At 67.4% G+C, this 17,777-nt stretch carries 22 protein-coding genes; 9 read left to right on the forward strand and 13 right to left on the reverse strand.

Going from position 1 to position 17,777, the window contains the following annotated elements; translation table 11 throughout:
- Positions 1-67 precede the first annotated feature (67 nt).
- From AC5P5R_RS05655 to AC5P5R_RS05665, 3 genes are read right to left on the reverse strand one after another with little or no spacing between them, the layout of a single operon-like run.
- The gene (locus AC5P5R_RS05655; RefSeq protein WP_043033919.1) at positions 68-751 is read right to left on the reverse strand and encodes an HAD family hydrolase; all 684 of its coding nucleotides are present in this window, start codon (positions 749-751) and stop codon (positions 68-70) included.
- The gene (locus AC5P5R_RS05660) at positions 748-1,449 is read right to left on the reverse strand and encodes a pseudouridine synthase (RefSeq protein WP_005407927.1); all 702 of its coding nucleotides are present in this window, start codon (positions 1,447-1,449) and stop codon (positions 748-750) included. Before AC5P5R_RS05660 ends, AC5P5R_RS05655 begins: the two co-directional genes overlap by 4 nt.
- Positions 1,446-2,510: a class I SAM-dependent methyltransferase gene (locus AC5P5R_RS05665; protein ID WP_100438824.1), complete on the reverse strand. Its 1,065-nt coding sequence runs from the start codon at positions 2,508-2,510 to the stop codon at positions 1,446-1,448. The genes AC5P5R_RS05660 and AC5P5R_RS05665 overlap by 4 nt, the downstream gene beginning before the upstream one ends.
- Positions 2,511-2,666: 156 nt before the next feature.
- Here AC5P5R_RS05665 and AC5P5R_RS05670 point away from each other — a divergent pair, with 156 nt between their 5' ends.
- Positions 2,667-2,930, forward strand: coding sequence for a hypothetical protein (locus tag AC5P5R_RS05670; protein ID WP_005407925.1), 264 nt, complete (start codon positions 2,667-2,669; stop codon positions 2,928-2,930).
- 82 nt (positions 2,931-3,012) lie between these two features.
- Here the strand turns inward: AC5P5R_RS05670 and AC5P5R_RS05675 are convergent, their stop codons facing one another.
- The gene (locus AC5P5R_RS05675) at positions 3,013-3,303 is read right to left on the reverse strand and encodes a DUF3247 family protein (RefSeq protein WP_024957100.1); all 291 of its coding nucleotides are present in this window, start codon (positions 3,301-3,303) and stop codon (positions 3,013-3,015) included.
- A gap of 43 nt (positions 3,304-3,346) precedes the next feature.
- Positions 3,347-5,335, reverse strand: coding sequence for a hybrid sensor histidine kinase/response regulator (locus tag AC5P5R_RS05680; RefSeq protein WP_049442177.1), 1,989 nt, complete (start codon positions 5,333-5,335; stop codon positions 3,347-3,349).
- Between the two features lie 244 nt (positions 5,336-5,579).
- Between AC5P5R_RS05680 and AC5P5R_RS05685 the strand changes: the two genes are divergently transcribed.
- Entirely contained in the window at positions 5,580-6,143 is a 564-nt protein-coding gene (locus AC5P5R_RS05685) for a DUF3016 domain-containing protein (RefSeq protein WP_100438823.1), read from the forward strand.
- 186 nt (positions 6,144-6,329) lie between these two features.
- On the opposite strand, the gene alr is transcribed toward AC5P5R_RS05685, so the two are convergent.
- Positions 6,330-7,397 (reverse strand): alanine racemase, encoded by a 1,068-nt coding sequence (gene alr, locus AC5P5R_RS05690; RefSeq protein ID WP_100438822.1) that lies wholly within the window; start codon positions 7,395-7,397, stop codon positions 6,330-6,332.
- On the reverse strand, positions 7,376-8,680 hold the full coding sequence (locus AC5P5R_RS05695) for a D-amino acid dehydrogenase (protein ID WP_010484119.1): 1,305 nt from the start codon (positions 8,678-8,680) through the stop codon (positions 7,376-7,378). The genes alr and AC5P5R_RS05695 overlap by 22 nt, the downstream gene beginning before the upstream one ends.
- 149 nt (positions 8,681-8,829) lie before the next feature.
- On the opposite strand from AC5P5R_RS05695, the gene AC5P5R_RS05700 reads away from it, so the two are divergent.
- Positions 8,830-9,309, forward strand: coding sequence for an Lrp/AsnC ligand binding domain-containing protein (locus AC5P5R_RS05700; protein WP_005407919.1), 480 nt, complete (start codon positions 8,830-8,832; stop codon positions 9,307-9,309).
- Positions 9,310-9,418: 109 nt separating this feature from the next.
- Here AC5P5R_RS05700 and AC5P5R_RS05705 read toward each other — a convergent pair whose 3' ends face one another.
- Positions 9,419-9,595 carry a hypothetical protein gene (locus AC5P5R_RS05705; protein ID WP_033833709.1) on the reverse strand — a complete coding sequence of 59 codons (177 nt, stop codon included), beginning with the start codon at positions 9,593-9,595 and terminating at the stop codon, positions 9,419-9,421.
- 144 nt (positions 9,596-9,739) lie between these two features.
- Positions 9,740-10,117, reverse strand: coding sequence for a hypothetical protein (locus AC5P5R_RS05710; protein ID WP_044569474.1), 378 nt, complete (start codon positions 10,115-10,117; stop codon positions 9,740-9,742).
- 140 nt (positions 10,118-10,257) lie between these two features.
- On the opposite strand from AC5P5R_RS05710, the gene msrB reads away from it, so the two are divergent.
- The 5 genes from msrB (at position 10,258) to AC5P5R_RS05735 (ending at position 13,518) form a co-directional block, all read left to right on the forward strand.
- Complete coding sequence (gene msrB, locus AC5P5R_RS05715) at positions 10,258-10,725, forward strand: peptide-methionine (R)-S-oxide reductase MsrB (RefSeq protein WP_005407916.1); 468 nt, start codon at positions 10,258-10,260, stop codon at positions 10,723-10,725.
- Positions 10,726-10,815: 90 nt separating this feature from the next.
- Positions 10,816-11,670: a flagellar motor stator protein MotA gene (gene motA / locus AC5P5R_RS05720; RefSeq protein WP_005407915.1), complete on the forward strand. Its 855-nt coding sequence runs from the start codon at positions 10,816-10,818 to the stop codon at positions 11,668-11,670.
- 3 nt (positions 11,671-11,673) lie between these two features.
- On the forward strand, positions 11,674-12,612 hold the full coding sequence (gene motB / locus AC5P5R_RS05725) for a flagellar motor protein MotB (RefSeq protein ID WP_012479024.1): 939 nt from the start codon (positions 11,674-11,676) through the stop codon (positions 12,610-12,612).
- 128 nt (positions 12,613-12,740) lie between these two features.
- Positions 12,741-13,229 (forward strand): hypothetical protein, encoded by a 489-nt coding sequence (locus AC5P5R_RS05730; protein WP_099484187.1) that lies wholly within the window; start codon positions 12,741-12,743, stop codon positions 13,227-13,229.
- Positions 13,230-13,242: 13 nt separating this feature from the next.
- Entirely contained in the window at positions 13,243-13,518 is a 276-nt protein-coding gene (locus AC5P5R_RS05735) for a DUF4031 domain-containing protein (RefSeq protein ID WP_033833707.1), read from the forward strand.
- A gap of 219 nt (positions 13,519-13,737) precedes the next feature.
- Here AC5P5R_RS05735 and AC5P5R_RS05740 read toward each other — a convergent pair whose 3' ends face one another.
- Positions 13,738-14,280: a DUF6630 family protein gene (locus AC5P5R_RS05740; RefSeq protein WP_005407911.1), complete on the reverse strand. Its 543-nt coding sequence runs from the start codon at positions 14,278-14,280 to the stop codon at positions 13,738-13,740.
- Between the two features lie 90 nt (positions 14,281-14,370).
- On the opposite strand from AC5P5R_RS05740, the gene AC5P5R_RS05745 reads away from it, so the two are divergent.
- Positions 14,371-14,619 carry a DUF3297 family protein gene (locus tag AC5P5R_RS05745; protein WP_005415112.1) on the forward strand — a complete coding sequence of 83 codons (249 nt, stop codon included), beginning with the start codon at positions 14,371-14,373 and terminating at the stop codon, positions 14,617-14,619.
- A gap of 99 nt (positions 14,620-14,718) precedes the next feature.
- Here the strand turns inward: AC5P5R_RS05745 and AC5P5R_RS05750 are convergent, their stop codons facing one another.
- The 3 genes from AC5P5R_RS05750 to AC5P5R_RS05760 form a co-directional block, all read right to left on the reverse strand.
- On the reverse strand, positions 14,719-16,368 hold the full coding sequence (locus tag AC5P5R_RS05750) for a Na+/H+ antiporter (protein WP_005407909.1): 1,650 nt from the start codon (positions 16,366-16,368) through the stop codon (positions 14,719-14,721).
- 117 nt (positions 16,369-16,485) lie between these two features.
- Complete coding sequence (locus AC5P5R_RS05755; RefSeq protein ID WP_005407908.1) at positions 16,486-17,274, reverse strand: dioxygenase family protein; 789 nt, start codon at positions 17,272-17,274, stop codon at positions 16,486-16,488.
- Between the two features lie 31 nt (positions 17,275-17,305).
- Complete coding sequence (locus AC5P5R_RS05760) at positions 17,306-17,716, reverse strand: DoxX family protein (RefSeq protein WP_005407907.1); 411 nt, start codon at positions 17,714-17,716, stop codon at positions 17,306-17,308.
- Between the last annotated feature and the right edge of the window lie 61 nt (positions 17,717-17,777).

The following is a 17,777-nucleotide window of genomic DNA, read 5'->3' on the forward strand; positions in this document are numbered from 1 at the left end:
AGTGCCAACCAAGGTTGGCACCCACCGGGGCATTGGGGTCTGCCGACCAACGGTCGGCACCTACCGGTTACCTCGGCAACAACGGCAGCAGCAGCGCGTGCGCGTCCACCAGCGATCCAACGATGCGGTGGCCCAGGGCACGCAACTCTTCATCCGGATGCACCAGGTCAGGCACCTGGATCACGGTCATGCCGGCCGCCAGCGCCGCACGCGTACCGGCCGGTGAGTCTTCCAGCGCCAGGCAGCGTTCCGGCGCCTGGCCCAGCCGCTGCGCGGCCAGCAGGTAGATATCCGGCGCCGGCTTCGGCCGCGCGACGTCGCCACTGGTGATCACCGCATCGAAGTACGGCAGCAGGCCGGCCGCAGCCAGCTTGCGGTTGGCACGCGGCTGCCGCGTGGTGGTTGCCACCGCACGCGGTACCGCATGCGCCTTCAGCAGTTGCAGCAACTCCAGGATTCCCGGCCGCAACGGCAGGCCGGTCTGCGTGCGTGCTTCATACAGGTCGTGGCAGCGCGCGGCCACCGCCTCGATCACGCTGTCCTCGATGCCCTGCGCACGCAGCAGCGCGTGCGTGTCACGGTCACCGAGGCCGACCATGCGCAGGAACACCGCCTCGTCCAGGCCCAGTCCGAACTCGTCGGCGGCCTGGCTCCAGCAGGCCAGCGAAACCCGCTCGCTGTCGATCATCAGGCCGTCCATGTCGAAGATGACGGCGTCGGGGAGGAACGGCAGCGCAGCGATGGTGGTCATGGAGCGAACAGCGTATCCAGGTCGGTGGAGGTGAGCTGCCGCCATTGCCCCTCGTCCAGTCCCTGCAGGTCCAGCCCGCCGACGCGGCTGCGGTGCAGGGCCTGCACGTGGTTGCCGGTGGCGGCGAACATGCGGCGTACCTGATGGTAGCGGCCTTCGTGCAGCACCAGGCGCGCGCGACGCGCATCCAGCACTTCCAGTTCAGCCGGCAGCAGGGGCGTCTTCTCGGACTCCAGCATCAGCGTACCGCTGGCGAACAACGCTACCTCGTCGCCGCGCAGGTCGTCGCTCAACTCGACCTCATAGACTTTCGGCAGCTTCGACTTCGGCGAGATGATCCGGTGCAGCAGGCCGCCATCGTCGGTCAGCAGCAGCAGGCCACTGGTCTCGCGGTCGAGGCGGCCCACCGTGGACAGCACCGGATCGCGATCGCGGAAGCGCGGCGGCAGCAGATCGTAGATCAGGCGGCCGGTGTCCTTGGTCGAGCAGGTGTAGCCGGCCGGCTTGTGCAGCGCGATCGACAGGCCCACCGGCGGGTCCAGCGGCTCGCCGTCGACACGGATCGCCTCGTGCGGCACCTGGTCGTCGGCATACAGCACCTCGCCGTCGGCGTCGGTGACGCGGCCTTCGCGGAACATCCACTGCACCTGCTTGCGGCTGCCATAGCCCAGGTTGGCGATGAGCTTGACCAGCTTCACTTGCCCTTCCCCTTCACCGCTTCCACCAGCTTGAAGCCATCACGCTCGGCGATCACGCGCACCGCGCCAAAGCTCTCGTTGAGCGTGTACTCGTACGGCAGGTGGCGGTTGGCCACCACGTACAGGCGTCCGCCCGGGCGCAGCGCCTGCGCGGCCACGGCGATGAAGCGCTGGCCGATGTCCGGGCGATCGGCGCGCGACGGCGTGTGGAACGGCGGGTTGCTGATGATGACGTCGTAGCCCGGTTCGATACCCGCGGTGACGTCCTGCCACAGGAAGCGCAGCGGCAGCGGGCGCGGCGGCGGCGCCAGATTGAGTTCGGCCAGTGCCAGCGCGCGCTGCTCGGCTTCGTACAGGTCCAGCGCGGTGATCTTCGGGCAGCGTTCCAGCAGCTCGCGCGACAGGTAGCCGTAACCCGCGCCGAGGTCGGCGGCACGCCCGGCCAGGTCGGCCGGCAAGTGTTCGGCCAACAGCGCCGACGCCGGGTCGATGCGATCCCAGGCGAACACGCCCGGGCGGCTGAGGAAACGGCCGCCGACGATAGACCGCACCGCATCCAGTGCCGACCAGCGCTTGGCCAGGTCGGCGTCGTGCTGGCCCTGCATCGGCGCGGTCCAGTACACGCGGCAGTGATTCTTGGTCAGGCTGCCGCCGAGGCCGGTCAGCTGCTTGAGGTCACCCTCGCCCGAGCGTGCGCCTTCGTTGTTGGACTGGCAGGCAACGATGCGGCCGCCGTCGGCGACCAGCGCCAGCGCGCGGGCGAACAGCGCGCGGGCTTCTTCACGCTGGCGCGGCGGCAGCACCAGCACCAGCGGGTAGCGGCCCTTGCCGGCCACATCATCCAGCTGGCCGCTGACGGTCCAGCCGGCGGCCTGCTGCAGCGGCTGCGCGAACGGGGCGAAGCTCTGCTCGCAATGCACCTCGCGGTTGCCGGCCACTTCGCGCAGCGGCCAGCCGTCGCGGGCCCGCAGGAAAGCCACGGGGCCTTCCGGCCAGCGCAGGGCGCCTTGGGAGAACGGCAGGAACAGGGTCTGCAGGGGGGCGTCGTCGCTGGAGGCCATCGGCGCGGGTACTTCAAGCGTGAGGGCCGTCCATTGTACCGGCTTGACCGGGCCGGCCCCGGCAGCCGCTTTGCGAAACCCGAACGGGGCCTTGATCTGCCAGCAACATTGGAACGTTCAGGGTAGAGGCTCCCCCGGAAACCCAGGAGAACCTGCATGCGAGCCTTGTTCGTCGGTGGCGTGGTCGACAACAGTGAAATGGACCTGGAAGGCAGCCATCCGCCCGTGCATTACCCCGAGGACACCGGCGGCGGCCACTCGCGCTACCGGCTGCACCAGGTCGGTCATGGTGCCGACGGCAGCGTGGCCTATGCGGTGTATGGCGCGCCGGACCTGGCCGATGACGAGGTGGCGAGGGTTGCGGAGGAGCGGGCGTATGCACGCCGGTTCGAGGCGACGCCGACCCTGTTCGAGCACTGAGCGCAGCAGCCACGCATGGCGTGGCTCTACTGCAACCTCTGGTAGATCCACGCCAAGCGGGGATGGGGCCGGCAGGTTGCCGTCAAACCCTCGGCGGCAACCTGCGGATGCTGGCGATTTCATCCAGCCACACATGGTGCTGCTGCACCGGCGTGTCGTAGTCATCCAGGCGCAGCTGGCCGTTGCTGCCTTCATCACCAGCGACGTTGCGGTATTGCTGCACGGTTGGCCTCACGGCCACCGTGCCGAGCAGGCGGCGGCCATCGTGCAGAATCAGTTCCACCTGCGTTTCGCCATCCAGCTGCGGCAGCAGGGCTTCCAGGCGCGCGATCTGCGCCGGATCGGTGTGGATACGTGGAGCTATACGGGACATCGGCGACCTCCTGATTGCAGGGTCGCCGATCGGCCGTGAATGTTCAGTGCAGCGCGCTGTCCGCGCGCGGCACCTGCACCTTGCGTACGGCAGCCACCAGCTGCGCCACCGAGTACGGCTTGGCGACATGCTCCTGGAAGCCCGACGCCAGCGCGCGGCGGCGGTCATCGGCACGCGCCAGTGCAGTCACCGCCACCGCAGGCAAGGTTGCCGCGTCCACGCCCATGTCCTCGCGCAGCGTGCGCACCAGCCCATAGCCATCCATGCCCGGCATGCCGATGTCGGTCAGCATCACGTGGTACTGCAGATGGCCGGTGTCGGCCAGCAGTGCCAGTGCCTCGCCGGCCGAGCTGGCCGCCGACACGCTCGCGCCCTGCTCTTCCAGCATGCGCCGCAGGTACTCCAGCACCTCCGGCTGGTCTTCCACCGCCAGCACATGCATGCCCCGCAGCGGATACGGTTCGACGATCACCGGCTCCAGGATCGGCCCGCTGATGACTTCGCGCAGCGGCCGGCGCTCGGCATCCGGCAGGTGCTGGGGCAGGCGCACGGTGAACGTGGCGCCGTGGCCATGGCCTTCGCTGGCGGCGGCGACGGTGCCGCCGTGCAGTTCGACCAGCTGCTGCACGATCGCCAGGCCCAGGCCGAGGCCGCCATGGCGGCGCGTGGTGGTGCCATCGGCCTGGCGGAAGCGGCTGAACAGGTGGTTGAGGAACTCCGGTGCGATGCCATCGCCGGTATCGCGCACCGTAATCACCCAGTGGGTGCCGTCGGCCTGCAGCTGAACGTCGATGCGGCCCTCGGCCGGGGTGAACTTGATCGCATTCGAGAGCAGGTTCCAGAACACCTGCTGCAGGCGCGTGGCATCGCCCAATACCAGGCTGGGCTGCTCGGGCAGCTGCAGGTTCACGTCCAGCGCCTTGCCTTCGGCCACCAGTTCCTGCGCGCCGATGGCTTCGCCAAGCAGCGTGCGCAGGTCCAGCACTTCCACCTCCAGCTGTACCTTGCCCAGCAGCATGCTGCTGAGGTCGAGCATGTCCGAGATCAGCCGCTTCTGCGCACCGGCGCTGTTGGCGATCACGTTCAGGCCCTTGTACAGCGGGCTGGTGTTGTCCACGCGCTGCAGCAGCAGCTCGCTCCAACCGAGGATGGTGGTCAGCGGCGTGCGCAGCTCGTGCGACAGCGTGGCCAGGAACTCGTCCTTCAGCCGCGCCATGTTCTCGGCGGCGCTGCGCGCGGCGCGCTCGGACTGCAGCAGTTCCTCGCGTGCCAGTTCGATCTCGCGGCGCTCGGTCACGTCCGGACTGCTGCCAGCCAGGCCGATGAAGCGGCCCATGCGCGAGAAGCGCGGCCGCGCGTTCATCTCCAGCCAGCGCCACTGGCCGTCGGCGCGCCGCGCACGTACCAGCGCATGCATCGAACGCTGCGCCTTCAATGCTTCCTGCAGCTCGTACTCGAATACGGACGCATCGTCTGGATGTACCAGGCCGCGCCAGACATCTTCCGGAACGCGCGTTTCGTCGCCACCGAAAAACTCGCTGAAGGCGCTGTTGACGAAGCGGGCATGGCCGCGCTCGTCGAGCACCCATACCGGCATCGGCAGGCCATCGGCCAGTGCGCTGAAGCGGGCTTCGCTTTCGCCCAGCTCCACTTCCATCTGCTTGCGCGCGGTGATGTCGAAGAACAGGATGCCGACCTTGTCTTCGCCCGGACGACCAACGCGCACCGCATCAACCGCGAACGAGCGGCCCAGGGCGCGCGCTTCCATCTCGAACTGGGCGGGGCGACCACTGCGGGCCACTTCACCGTAGATGCGGAACCAGTCTTCCTCGTGGTTCGGTTCCAACGCACTCATGCGCTGACCGCGTGCGTCCTTCAGGCCGGTATGGCGCTCGAAGGCGTCGTTGACCTCGATGAAACGATAGTCCACCGCGCGGTCGCCTTCGAACAGCACCTGGATCACGCAGAAACCGGCGTTGATGCGCTCAAGCACGCCATGATGCAGGTCGGGTTCGGGCGCCGGCACCATCATCGGTGGGCGCTCCACTAGGGGCGGCAGTGTGGACAAGGGCGTCTGGACGGGCCGGATTGGAGACACAGCATGTTCCAGAGAGCGTATTCACAGCGTCAAGCGCCGTCAGTCAGGGTTGACGACGATGAATTGGCGGTAACCCCCCTTGCATACGACGCAGCCGGCCATTGCAGTGACCCGGCCACAGGATCACACTCGATCCGTGATCAACATCGTCCCCAGCGCGGGGACGCAGGAGACCGTCATGAAACGCGCACTCGTGATTGCCCTGCTGGCAGGCGCCCTGGTGGTGAGCGGCGCCAACGCTGCAGCGCGCAACGTAACCGGTACGGACGCGCCGCGTGCGTTGCAGGCCAATGGCCCGGTCAGCGTGAAATGGGAGGATCCGGCCTCGTTCACCGAGATCCGCCAGAGCACCAACCGCTTCGAGGCCGAACGCGGTGACTGGGTACAGCAGCTGGCCCGCTACCTGCAGACCACCGCTGCCAAGCCGCTGCAGCCTGGGCAGACCCTCGATGTCACTCTGGTGGACATCAAGCGTGCCGGTGACTACGAGCCGTGGCACGGCCCGCGTGCGCGCGACATCCGCGTGATGCGTGATATCTACCCGCCCCGCATCACCCTGCAGTACACGTTGAAGGACGCCGACGGCCGTATTGTGAGCGAAGGCGACGCCCGCCTGAGCGACTCCGGCTACCTGCAGGGCAGTGGGTTGCTGACCAACAGCGATCCGCTGCGCTACGAGAAGCGCCTGATTGATGACTGGGTGAAGCGCCAGCTGGCCAGCCAGGCCACCGCTGCGCGCTAGGCCCCTCGGCAGGTGTCGACCCTGGTCGACACGCATTCACCACGCCGACCAAGGTCGGCCGCGACCAGAGCTGCGCATGGCGACCGCTGCGCGCCAGGCCCCCCGGTAGGTGTCGACCTTGGTCGACACGCATTACAAGGCGCCGACCAAGGTCGGCCGCCACCGAAGCCGCGCGTAGGCTCGGCGTTACACGTACACCTTCGCCACGCGCTTGACCGCGCACGGCAGCTGGTACGCGCTCACGCCGCAGCGCGGCGCCAGTTCGGACAGCGTCGGCGCTGAACCCCACAGTTCCACCACGCTGCCAACGCCGGCCTGCGGATGCGAGGTCAGGTCCACGGTCAGCATGTCCATCGACACGCGGCCGATCAGGGCTCCGGGCTGACCATCGATCAGCACCGGCGTGCCATTCGGTGCGAACTGCGGATAGCCATCGGCGTAACCCAGCGCGACCACGCCCACGCGGGTGCGTGCCTTGGCCACGAAGCGCGCGCCATAGCCCACCGGTTCACCGGCCTCGATCCAGCGCTCGGCGATCACCTTCGACTGCATCGTCATCACCGGGCGCAGGCGCTCGGTCAGCGCGGTGTTGTCCAGCAGCGGGTTGGCGCCGTACAGCATCAGGCCCGGGCGCACCCAGTCGCTGCGCACATCCGGCCAGCCCAGCAGTGCCGGCGAGTTGCATACACTGGTCTCGCCTTCCAGCCCATCAGTGGCGCGGGCGAAGGTCGCGGCCTGCTCGTGGGTGCGTTCGCTGTCCAGCTCGTCGGCGCGTGCCAGGTGGGTCATCAGCACGATCCGTTCGACCTGCGGCAGCGCCGACAGGCGTGCATGCGCGGCGCGGAAGCTGTCCACGTCCAGGCCGAGGCGATGCATGCCGCTGTCCAGCTTCAGCCACACCGTCAACGGGCGCGGGCTGTCGAAGGCGGCGACGGCCTCAAGTTGCCACGGCGAACCCACGGCGAACCAGAAGTCATGCTCGGCCACCAGCGCCATGTCGCTGGGCTCAAAGATGCCTTCCAGCAGCAGGATCGGCGCACGGATGCCGGCCTGGCGCAGTTCCAGTGCCTCTTCGATGGTGGCCACGCCGAAACCATCGGCCTCGCCTTCCAGCGCCTGCGCACAGCGCACCGCGCCATGGCCGTAGGCATCGGCCTTGATGATCGCCAGGGCCTTGCCACCGCCCAGTTCACGGGCCAGCCGGTAGTTGCTGCGCAGGGCGCCCAGATCGATCAGCGCGCGGGCAGGACGCATGTGCGGTTCTCTTGTTGCGGCGCGTGACCGTACTGGCCGTAGCGGAAAATATCCAGGCCTTCAGTGCTGATCTGCGGCTGGCGCGCGCTCATCAGGTCGGCCAGGTAGCGGCCCGAGCCGCAGGCCATGGTCCAGCCCAGCGTGCCGTGGCCGGTGTTGAGGTACAGATTGCGGAACGGCGTGGCGCCGATCACCGGCGTACCGTCCGGCGTGGCCGGGCGCAGGCCGGTCCAGAACTGCGCGCGCGACAGGTCACCGCCCTTCGGGTAGAGGTCGCTGACCACCAGCTCCAGGGTCTCGCGGCGGCGCTGCGACAGCGACAGGTCGAAGCCGGCCACTTCGGCCATGCCACCGACGCGGATGCGGTCGTCGAAACGGGTGACCGCCACCTTGTAGCTCTCATCGAGGATGGTCGAGGTCGGCGCCATCGCCGGGTCGGTGATCGGCAGGGTCAGCGAGTAGCCCTTCAGCGGGTACACCGGCAGGCGCATGCCCAGCGATGCGACCAGCGCCGGCGAATAGCTGCCGAGCGCGACCACGAAGCGGTCGGCGGTTTCCAGCTTGCCGTCGATGCGCACGCCGGTGATGCGGTCGCCATCGACCTCCAGGCCGGTGATGTCCTGGTCGAAGCGGAACTCGACACCGGCATCCACGCACATCTGCGCCAGGCGGCGGGTGAACAGCTGGCAGTCGCCGGTCTGGTCACGCGGCAGGCGCAGCGCGCCGACCAGGCCATCGACATGGGCCAGGGCCGGTTCGGCCTGGATGATGCCGGCGCGGTCCAGCACCTCGTACGGCACGCCGTACTGGGCCAGGATCTCGATGTCCTGCGCCGAGGCATCCAGCTGCTGCTGGGTGCGGAACAACTGAGTGGTGCCCAGGTCGCGGCCTTCGAATTCGATGCCGATCTGCGCGCGCAGTTCGTTCAGGCAGTCGCGGCTGTATTCGGACATACGCACCATGCGCGCCTTGTTGATCGCGTAGCGCTCATGGGTGCAGTTGCGCAGCATCTGCCACAGCCAACGGTACTGGGCCAGATCCATGCCCGGCTTGATCGCCAGCGGCGCGTGCTTCTCGAACAGCCAGCCGATGGCCTTCTTCGGCACGCCCGGGGCCGCCCACGGCGAGGTGTAGCCGAATGACAGCTGGCCGGCATTGGCGAAGCTGGTTTCCAGCGCCGGGCCGGGTTGGCGGTCGATGACCGTGACTTCAAACCCGGCCTGTCGCAGGTACCAGGCACTGGTGGTACCAATCACGCCGCTGCCGAGAACTAGGACTCGCATGGGACTTCTCCAACCCGATCATTCCCTGCACTGGAGCGCACAGGGACCATAATTGGGGAAGTATAGACAGCCATTCCCAGTTGATTTGCCTGTTTTGAAATCAACCGGCAGGATGTTCTCCTGCAATTCATTCCCCAAGGTTGACGACCATGGCCACCCGTACCCGCGAACTGGACAAGATCGACCGCAAGATCCTGCGCATCCTGCAGGCCGAGGGCCGTATTTCCTTCACCGAACTGGGCGAGCGGGTCGGCCTGTCGACCACGCCGTGCACGGAGCGCGTGCGCCGGTTGGAGCGCGAAGGGGTGATCACCGGCTACCACGCCCACCTCGACCCGGCCGCAGTGAAGGCCAGCCTGCTGGTGTTCGTGGAAATCAGCCTGGCCTACAAGTCCGGCGACATTTTCGAGGAGTTCCGGCGCGCGGCGCTGAAGCTGCCCAACGTGCTGGAGTGCCATCTGGTGTCGGGCGACTTCGATTACCTGCTGAAAGCGCGGATCAGCGAAATGGCCTCCTACCGCAAGCTGCTCGGCAGCACGTTGCTGACACTGCCGCACGTGCGCGAGTCGAAAAGCTACATCGTGATGGAAGAAGTGAAGGAAACGCTGAGCTTGCCGATTCCGGATTGAGGCGGTTGCGATCGGGGTCAGAGCCCGCGTTGCGGGATCCGACCCCGGTCGGGATTCGGCAAGGGGTCGGATCCCGCGCAGCGGGCTCTGACCCCGGTCATGGCAACAGTCAACGCTGCTGTGGATGTTTCTGCGAGCGCTGTTCCTGCTGCTTGCCGCCCTTGTGCGGCTGCTGCGGGTCCATCTGCTGTTGCTGTTGCTGCTGCGGGTTGCGGCCCTGCGGTTCCTTGCCGGGATGACGGTTCTGCTGGTTTTTCATGATCGCGATCCAGTGGACAAAGGACATGCGGCGGCGAAATGCCGGCGCACGGTCACGTTGGTCCCGGAACGGTTAATCGCAGGCGAAAAAGCAGTGATCTGCAGCAGGTTGTTTTCGCGCGTTCAGCCCGCACAGCCCGCAGCCGCTGCCCACCTGGATTGGCATTGGAGGTCAGCGCTTGATCTGCTGGCCATCGCCGGCCGGCACGCTGTCGTAATAGCGGCCGGTGCGCGAGTCGAACACGCGGTTCGGGCCGGCCGGGCGCACCCCGGGAACGATGCGGCCATTGCGGTCATAGACCTTGTCGGCCGGCTTCGGGACCGGCGCCGGCGCGACCTGGGCCGGACCGGTGGACTTGATCGGCTGCGTCGGCTGTGGCGAGGGCAGTACCTGCGGCTGCGGGCGCGCGGCCTGTGGTGGCGGCACCACCGGCTGCGGTGCCACGGTGGTCGCACTACGGGTGGCGGTCGGGCTCGACGATGTCGGTACCTGGGCCTGCGCGACCAAGGGCAGCAGGGCCATCAACAGCAGGGAAAGGGTCGATTTCATGGCACGCTCCGGCGTGGTTCGCATTCACCATGCGCCAGCGCCTGTGTGCCGCCCATGAACGGCCATCACACTTGCAAGCGGGCGCCAGCACCCCCACGTTTTCCGGCATCCCCAGGCCATCGACCCCACGGAGCGCCGCCATGACCGCCTTCGATCTGACGCCCCCCACTGCCACCCAGACCGAGGCGCTGGTCGCCGGCCTCAGCAGCGAGGAGCGCCGCGTGCTGCTGCAGCACGGCACCGAAGCGCCGTTCTGCGGGGTATTCCTCGACAACAAACGCGAGGGCGTCTACTGCTGCCGGCTGTGCGCGCTGCCGTTGTTCCGCTCCAGCACCAAGTTCGATTCCGGCACCGGCTGGCCCAGCTTCTTCGCTCCGTTCGACCCAGCGCACGTGCGCGAGATCCGCGATACCAGCCACGGCATGGTCCGCACCGAGATCACCTGTGCGCGCTGCGGCAGCCACCTCGGCCACGTATTCCCGGACGGTCCGCCGCCCACCTACGAGCGTCACTGCCTGAATTCCGTCTCACTTTCATTCACTGGCAATGGTGAGCCGTGGCCCGATCCACTGCAGCGTGGCGGTGCCGAGGCCGGCATGGCGGGCTGAAATACCCGCTGACCGATTTCACAGAATTCCCTCTTCAGAAAACCGGGCGACGGGCCGACAAGGAGATATCCCCTCTCCTTGCGTCGCCCCATGCTCATCATCGTTGGATTCCTGGTCGTCATCATCAGCGTGATCGGGGGCTACCTCGGTGCCCACGGCCGCCTGGGTGCCCTCTGGCAGCCCTACGAGCTGGTCATCATCGGCGGCGCCGCGCTCGGCGCCTTCCTGGTCGGTACCCCGGCCAAGACCGTCAAGCAGACCCTGCAGGCCATGGTGGGCGTGTTCAAGGGCCCGCGCTACAAGCAGCAGGACTACATCGATGTGCTCAGCCTGCTCTATGAACTGCTCAACAAGGCGCGCCGCGAAGGCTTCATGGCACTGGAAGACCATGTCGAGCGCCCAGCCGAGAGCGCCTTGTTCGGCAACTACCCCAAGGTGCAGGCCGACCATCACCTGATCGACTTCATCACCGACTGCCTGCGCCTGATGATCGGCAGCAACATCGAGCCGCACGAGCTGGAACCGCTGCTGGAACTGGAGCTGGAAAAGCACCATGCCGAAGCCATGGCGCCGTCGCAGGTGCTGACCAAGGTCGCCGACGGACTGCCCGGTTTCGGCATCGTGGCGGCGGTGCTGGGCATCGTCATCACCATGGGCTCGATCGGCGGCGACATCGTCGAGGTCGGCGGCCACGTGGCCGGCGCGCTGGTCGGTACCTTCCTCGGCATCCTGCTGGGCTACGGCTTCGTCGGCCCGATGGCGGCCGCAATGGAGGCCCGCGCCGAGCAGGACAGCCGCATCTACGAATCGGTCAAGACCGCCCTGCTGGCCTGCCTGCGCGGCTACAACCCGAAGATCGCGCTGGAGTTTGCCCGCAAGACGCTGCCGTCGAACGTGCGCCCGGCCTTCTCCGATTTCGAGCAGCACCTGAAGACGGTCAAGTAAGCCATGGCCGAGAACAAGCCCACCGTCATCGTCCGCCGGGTCAAGAAGGCCGGCCACGCCGCCCACCACGGCGGCTCGTGGAAGGTGGCCTACGCCGACTTCGTGACCGCGATGATGGCGTTCTTCCTGGTGCTGTGGCTGATGGCCACCACCAACAAGAACGACCGTGCGGCCATTTCCGAGTACTTCCGCAACCCCAGCCCGCTGAGTGGGCAGAACGCCACGCCTGCACCCGGCATGGCCGGCCCGGGCGGCGCCAGTACTTCGATGATCAAGCTGGGCGGTGCCACCGACATCTCGCGCGGCAACAGCAACGATCCCTTCCAGAACCAGAAGGAGGCCGTGCCGCAGCCGGTGGACCAGCAGCAGCGCGACAAGCAGCAGCTGGAAGCGCTGATGAAGGAGCTGCAGGAGGCGATCAGCAGGAGCCAGGCGCTGGAGCCGTTCAAGGACCAGCTGCTGCTGGACCTGACCCCGGAAGGCCTGCGCATCCAGATCGTGGACAAGCAGAACCGGCCCATGTTCGACCTTGGCAGCGCCACGCTGAAGCCGTACACGCAGCAGATCCTGCACGAACTGGCCGAGTATCTGAACCATGTGCCGAACCGGATCAGCCTGACCGGCCACACCGACATCACCGCCTATTCGGCCGCACGCGGCTATGGCAACTGGGAACTGAGCGCCGATCGTGCCAACGCCGCACGGCGCGCACTGGTGGACGGCGGCCTGGAGGACAGCAAGATCACCCGTGTGGTCGGCCTGTCCTCGTCGGTGCTGTTCGACAAGACCGACCCGCAGAACCCGATCAACCGCCGCATCAGCATCGTGGTGATGACCAAGGCCGCCGAGGAGGCCGCCCTGGCCGGTGCCGGCCCGCAGGTGGGGCTGTCGGCGCCCACCGCCGACCCGGACGTGCAGGCCGCGCAGGGTGAGGCAAAGTAGACGGTGGGTGCGGACCTTGGTCCGCACATCCGGGAAAGCGTGCGGACCAAGGTCCGCACCCACCAGGGGCATCACCCGGCGCACCCGCTACAATGGCGGTCTTTCCGTTTCCAGGTGATTTCACCCCCATGTCCCAGAACTCCAAGGCCAAGCGCGACAAGCGCAAGAAGCAGCAGGCCAAGCGCCCGTTCCTCCGCCTGAATGCCCAGCAGCAGGTGCAGAACCATGCCGTGCTGACCAACGAAGACGGCCAGGTGGTAGCGGCCATCGGCCTGCAGGGCCGTGAGTGGCTGCTGGCCATCGGCGGCCAGACCATGGGCAACGCCGAAAACCCGGTGCCGATGCTGGCCATGCTCAAGCACCTGTCCAACGTGCAGGAAAAGGAAGGCCGCAAGGTCAACCTGGAGTACTCGGAACTGCTGCAGAAGCTGCTGGACACCCTGGCGGCCGAATCCGAGCAGACCGCCGACGAGTACCTGGACAAGCTGGTTGCCGAGTTCGAAGGCGTCGACGCTGCTGAAGGCGAGGAAGGCGAAGCCGCCGAGGGCGACGTGGCCGAAGAAGCCGCTGCCGAGGCCGCTCCGGCCGCTGACAGCGACGGCAAGCCGCAGGCCTGAACCGGCCGCGGCGGTGACGGTCTACGTCGATGACGCGGTGCATCCCTGGCGCGGACAGCGCTGGGCGCACCTGATGGCCGACACCCTGGCCGAGCTGCACGCGATGGCAGCGCAGCTCGGCATTCCCCCGCGGGCCTTCCAGAACAAGGCCAGCGGTGCCCACTACGATGTCACTTCCGAGCTGCGCGCACAGGCGATCGCGCTCGGTGCGCGGGCGATCTCACGGCACACCGACCGTGACCTTGTCAAAGCGGTGATTGCCAACGCCAGGGCGCAGTACCGGCCGTAGGCCACGTCGCGGGTTCGCCGCACACCAACCGGCACCGACCGGGTAGAGTCGACTGTCAGTCGACTATCGCGCGCAGCGCGGGGTTCTCGCGGCCGGATGGGAGAGCAGTCGACCAACAGTCGATTCTACCCCGCCGGGTCGTCTCCAGCGGATCAACCCATCAGGCCGCGCCCAGCAGAACGTCCCCGCCGGGTCGTGCCGGGCGGATCGGCCCATCGCTCAGAACGGGTCGCTGCCCAGCCGGATTTCCACGTTCAGCAGCGAGCACAGCGCCAGCATTGCGTCGTCGTCGCGGGTCAGCGCCATCACGCCGGTGAAGCCGTCGCTGCCGGCATCCACGCTCCACAGCGTGTAGTTGTGCTCGCGCAGGCGGTCGAAGGCGGTGGACATCAGCTGCACGCCGTCCAGGTCTTCGGCGAAGTCCTCGTCATCCAGGTCGCCGCCCCAGTCCAGCTGCAGGTTGAAGCGCGCCGACAGCTCGTTCACCGCCGACTGCAGCGATTCCAGGTCGTCGCGTTCCACCTCGAAACCGGACTGCCAGGCGATGGCCGTGAACAGTGCCGGCAGCCAGTCGCTGTCCGCTTCCAGCGGCTGCCCGTCCTCGGCCAGGTGCTCGCGCCAGCGGTTGAACTGCTGCAGGGCCAGTTCCTCGTCGCCCGGGTTGATCAGCACCAGCAGGTTCCAGACCCGTGCCTCGAAGCCATCTTCGTCGAAGTCGTGGATGTCTTCCTCGAAGTCGAAATAGTCGCTGTTGTCGGGCATGGCGGAACTTCCTCTGGGGCAGGCCGGCATTCTACGGTTTATCCTGTGCCGCTGAAGCCGGCCTTGGTGGCCGTCACTGTGAATGAAGCGATGAGCGATACCCCTCCCGACCACCTGGCGATCAACCCGGCCAGCCCCTTCCATGATGCGCAGGCGCTGGAGCGCGGCGTCGGCGTGCGTTTCAACGACGTCGAGCGTGACAACGTCGAGGAATACTCGGTCAGCGAAGGCTGGATCCGCGTGCAGGCCGGCAAGGCCCGCGACCGCCGCGGCAACCCGATGACCATCAAGGTCAAGGGCAAGGTCGAGGTGTATTTCCTGGACCAGAAGCCGGAATAAGCACGGCTCCCGGATCCTGGGGTCAGATCCCTTTCCTGCGGAAAGGGATCTGACCCCGATCAACGCGGACCGAGGTCCGCACCCACCCGGGGTACACGGTCATTCGCGCTTGCGCGATTCCAGCAGGTCCAGGTTGCGGATCAGGCGCCGCGAGATCTCATCGGAGATCACCCCGCGCCGGGTCAACCGGAACAGCTCCTCGCGCTCGGCATTGAGGCCGGCGCTGCGCAGCTGGCGGTAGCCCATTTCCATGCGCCGTACCTTCTCCGGGTCAACGTCGGGCCCATCACTGTCGCGCTCCAGGTGCCGCTGGTAGAGCAGGCTCACCCGCGAGGCGGCGTCGTTGTACAGCTGCACGTTCTCGGTGTTCTGGTTCATCACCAGCTGCTGGCGCATGCGCTCGACCCCGGCCAGCGCGGCCTTCGACGACAGCCGGCGTGCCAGGTCCTCTTCCTTGCGCTCGCCCGAGTCAGCCGGCAGCTGCAGGCCCTTCAGCAGCTGTGGCAGCGCGATGCTGGCGCCCAGCAGCGAGAACAGGATCACCGATGCGGCCAGGAAGATCACCAGGTCACGCGCCGGGAACGCACTGCCGTCGGGCAGGAACAACGGCAGGGTCAACACACCGGCCAGGGTGATCGCACCGCGCACGCCGGCCACCGAGGTCGCCACCACGATGCGCCAGTTCGGTGCCTCGCCCCGCTCCAGGCCGCGACGGCGCGCGCGCAGCAGGTTCCAGCGCAGCGACAACCACACCCACAACAGGCGCAGCACGACCAGTGCCAGATTGATCACCACCACATACACCAGCAGCCACCACGCACTCTGGTGGCCGGTCTCGTTCATGGTGGTGGTGGCGCGTTCGACGATGCCCGGCAGCTGCTCGCCCAGCAGCACGAACATGATGCCGTTGAAGCTGAACTGCAGCATGTTCCAGACCCCGGCGCGCTGCACGCGCATGCTGCCGGAGACGCGACCGGTCAGCTCGACATAGCTCATCGCGATACCGGCGGCGACCGCGGCGAGGATGCCCGAGGCATGGATCTCTTCGGCCAGCAGGTAGGCCGCGAACGGAATGAGCAGGTTGACCAGCATCGCCGCGCCGGGCTCTTCGCCGAAGCGGCGCCACAGCCAGCGCTGGAAGGTGGACACACCCAGCGTCACCGCCACGCCCACCGCCAATCCCGCTACCGCCACCCACACGAAGGTCAGCGAGGCCGTGGCCAGCGAGAAGGTGCCGGTCATCACCGCCGCCACCGCGAAGCGGAAGCAGACCAGGCCCGAGGCATCGTTCAGCAGCGACTCGCCTTCCAGGATGTGCATCAGGCGCTTGGGAATCGGCGCCTTCGAAGCAATCGCGCCCACCGCCACCGGGTCGGTCGGCGAGACGATGGCCGCCAGCGCGAAGCACACCGCCAGCGGCATCACCGGAATCAACCAGTGGATCAGGAAGCCGGCGCCGATGACGGTGAACACCACCAGGCCGAAGGCCAGTTCGAGGATCGCGCCCTTGTCGCGGAACAGGCCCTGCTTGGGAATGCGCCAGCCATCGAGGAACAGCAGCGGTGGCAGGAACAGCAGGAAGAACACTTCCGGCTCCAGCGCGTGGCCACGGTTGAACACCCCGGCAATGACCGCACCCAGGCCGATCTGCACCAGCGGCAGCGGCAACGAGAACGGCAGGACGCGAACCAGGTAGCCGCTGGCGACAACGGCCACCAGCATCGCCAGGACGACTTCAATGGTATGCATGCTTCTTCCAGGAAGCGGCGCGTGGGGAGGCTTGGAGGCCAGCGCCGGAAACCCGGAAAAAACTACCACATGCGGCCATGGCCGCGACGGCCGGGGCCGCCGCGCGTCAGCCCCGGCTCATGCCCCGTCGAAGCGGTACAGATCCATGGCAAGAAAGCCGGCATCGATGCCGGCATCGATGCGGCGTGCGCCGAAACCACCCTCGCCGGCCGCGCCCATTGCAAAGAACAGCGGCAGCAGGTGCTCGTCGGTCGGGTGCGCGCGTTCGGCGAACGGCGCCTGCCGGCGGTAATCCAGCAGGGCCTGGCGGTCATCAGCGGCCAGGCGCTGCTCCACCCATTCGATGAAGGGCCGCACGTACGGCGCTTCCTTGCCGTCCTGGTAGTCGCCCCAGTCGTGCAGGTTGTGGGTGATGCTGCCGGAGCCGACCAGCAGCACGCCCTGTTCGCGCAGCGGCGCCAGCGCACGGCCCAGCGCGAACTGATGCTCGGGGCCGAGCAGCGGCTGGATCGACACCGGCACCACCGGGATGTCCGCCTGAGGGCGCAACAGCCGCAGCGGTACCCACGCGCCGTGGTCGAGGCCACGCTGCGGGTCGATGGCCACTGGCAGGCCTGCGGCGGCGATGCGGCCGGCCACTTCTTCGGCCAGTGCCGGATCACCCGGTGCCGGGTACTGCAGTTCGAACAGCGCGCGCGGGAAGCCACCAAAATCGTGGATGGTCGGCGGCTGCGGATGCGCACCGACCAGGGGCTGCCGGCCCAGCCAGTGCGCCGAGGCCATCACGATGGCGCGTGGCGTCGGCAGATCGCGCGCCAGCTCGGCCAGGCGCACGCCAACCTGGCCCGGCTGCAGGGCAGTCATCGGCGAACCATGGGAGATGTACAGCGAAGGCAGGCGGGACATGGAATTCTCCAGTTGCAGGATCAGGCGGCGATCAGCGCGAACGCAGGGTCCACTTGCCATCGCCGAGCAGGAACAGCACCACCAGCGCCAGCGCCCAGAACGCCGGGTATTCCCAGCCGCCGCCAGCATTGGCGAAACCGAAGCCGTTGGCGCCGTGCACGGTGACGATGGTGCCCAGCAGCAGCGGCACGCCGACCAGGCCCACCCAGCGTGCGTAGATGCCCAGCAGCAGCGCGACGGTGATCACCAGTTCGACGCCGATGGTGAGGTAGCCGAGCACACCGGGCAGGCCCAGAGACTCGAAGAACGCCGCCGTACCGGCCGGGGTGAACACCAGCAGCTTGGTCAGTGCGTGGACCAGGAACAGCACGCCCAGAGCCAGGCGCAGCAGGGTGGCGCCATACGGCGCCAGCGGCGAAACAGGAGCGGTCGTGGTGTGCATGGCAAAGCACCTTGAAGGGAGTGGGCACAGGTTATTGCGCCTTCACTGGCCGATAAATACG

The organism is Stenotrophomonas sp. YJH_SMC_19 (genome assembly GCF_059367915.1).

Coding starts and splice junctions, on each gene's coding strand:
- motB (WP_012479024.1), top strand. CDS start 11,674: ATGGCCGAGAACAAGCCCACCGTCATCGTCCGCCGGGTCAAGAAGGCC.
- AC5P5R_RS05710 (WP_044569474.1), bottom strand. CDS start 10,117: ATGAAATCGACCCTTTCCCTGCTGTTGATGGCCCTGCTGCCCTTGGTC.
- AC5P5R_RS05655 (WP_043033919.1), bottom strand. CDS start 751: ATGACCACCATCGCTGCGCTGCCGTTCCTCCCCGACGCCGTCATCTTC.
- AC5P5R_RS05760 (WP_005407907.1), bottom strand. CDS start 17,716: ATGCACACCACGACCGCTCCTGTTTCGCCGCTGGCGCCGTATGGCGCC.
- AC5P5R_RS05665 (WP_100438824.1), bottom strand. CDS start 2,510: ATGGCCTCCAGCGACGACGCCCCCCTGCAGACCCTGTTCCTGCCGTTC.
- msrB (WP_005407916.1), top strand. CDS start 10,258: ATGACCGCCTTCGATCTGACGCCCCCCACTGCCACCCAGACCGAGGCG.
- alr (WP_100438822.1), bottom strand. CDS start 7,397: ATGCGTCCTGCCCGCGCGCTGATCGATCTGGGCGCCCTGCGCAGCAAC.
- AC5P5R_RS05695 (WP_010484119.1), bottom strand. CDS start 8,680: ATGCGAGTCCTAGTTCTCGGCAGCGGCGTGATTGGTACCACCAGTGCC.
- AC5P5R_RS05670 (WP_005407925.1), top strand. CDS start 2,667: ATGCGAGCCTTGTTCGTCGGTGGCGTGGTCGACAACAGTGAAATGGAC.
- AC5P5R_RS05745 (WP_005415112.1), top strand. CDS start 14,371: ATGAGCGATACCCCTCCCGACCACCTGGCGATCAACCCGGCCAGCCCC.
- motA (WP_005407915.1), top strand. CDS start 10,816: ATGCTCATCATCGTTGGATTCCTGGTCGTCATCATCAGCGTGATCGGG.
- AC5P5R_RS05750 (WP_005407909.1), bottom strand. CDS start 16,368: ATGCATACCATTGAAGTCGTCCTGGCGATGCTGGTGGCCGTTGTCGCC.
- AC5P5R_RS05705 (WP_033833709.1), bottom strand. CDS start 9,595: ATGTCCTTTGTCCACTGGATCGCGATCATGAAAAACCAGCAGAACCGT.
- AC5P5R_RS05685 (WP_100438823.1), top strand. CDS start 5,580: ATGAAACGCGCACTCGTGATTGCCCTGCTGGCAGGCGCCCTGGTGGTG.
- AC5P5R_RS05700 (WP_005407919.1), top strand. CDS start 8,830: ATGGCCACCCGTACCCGCGAACTGGACAAGATCGACCGCAAGATCCTG.
- AC5P5R_RS05675 (WP_024957100.1), bottom strand. CDS start 3,303: ATGTCCCGTATAGCTCCACGTATCCACACCGATCCGGCGCAGATCGCG.
- AC5P5R_RS05740 (WP_005407911.1), bottom strand. CDS start 14,280: ATGCCCGACAACAGCGACTATTTCGACTTCGAGGAAGACATCCACGAC.
- AC5P5R_RS05680 (WP_049442177.1), bottom strand. CDS start 5,335: ATGATGGTGCCGGCGCCCGAACCCGACCTGCATCATGGCGTGCTTGAG.
- AC5P5R_RS05755 (WP_005407908.1), bottom strand. CDS start 17,274: ATGTCCCGCCTGCCTTCGCTGTACATCTCCCATGGTTCGCCGATGACT.
- AC5P5R_RS05730 (WP_099484187.1), top strand. CDS start 12,741: ATGTCCCAGAACTCCAAGGCCAAGCGCGACAAGCGCAAGAAGCAGCAG.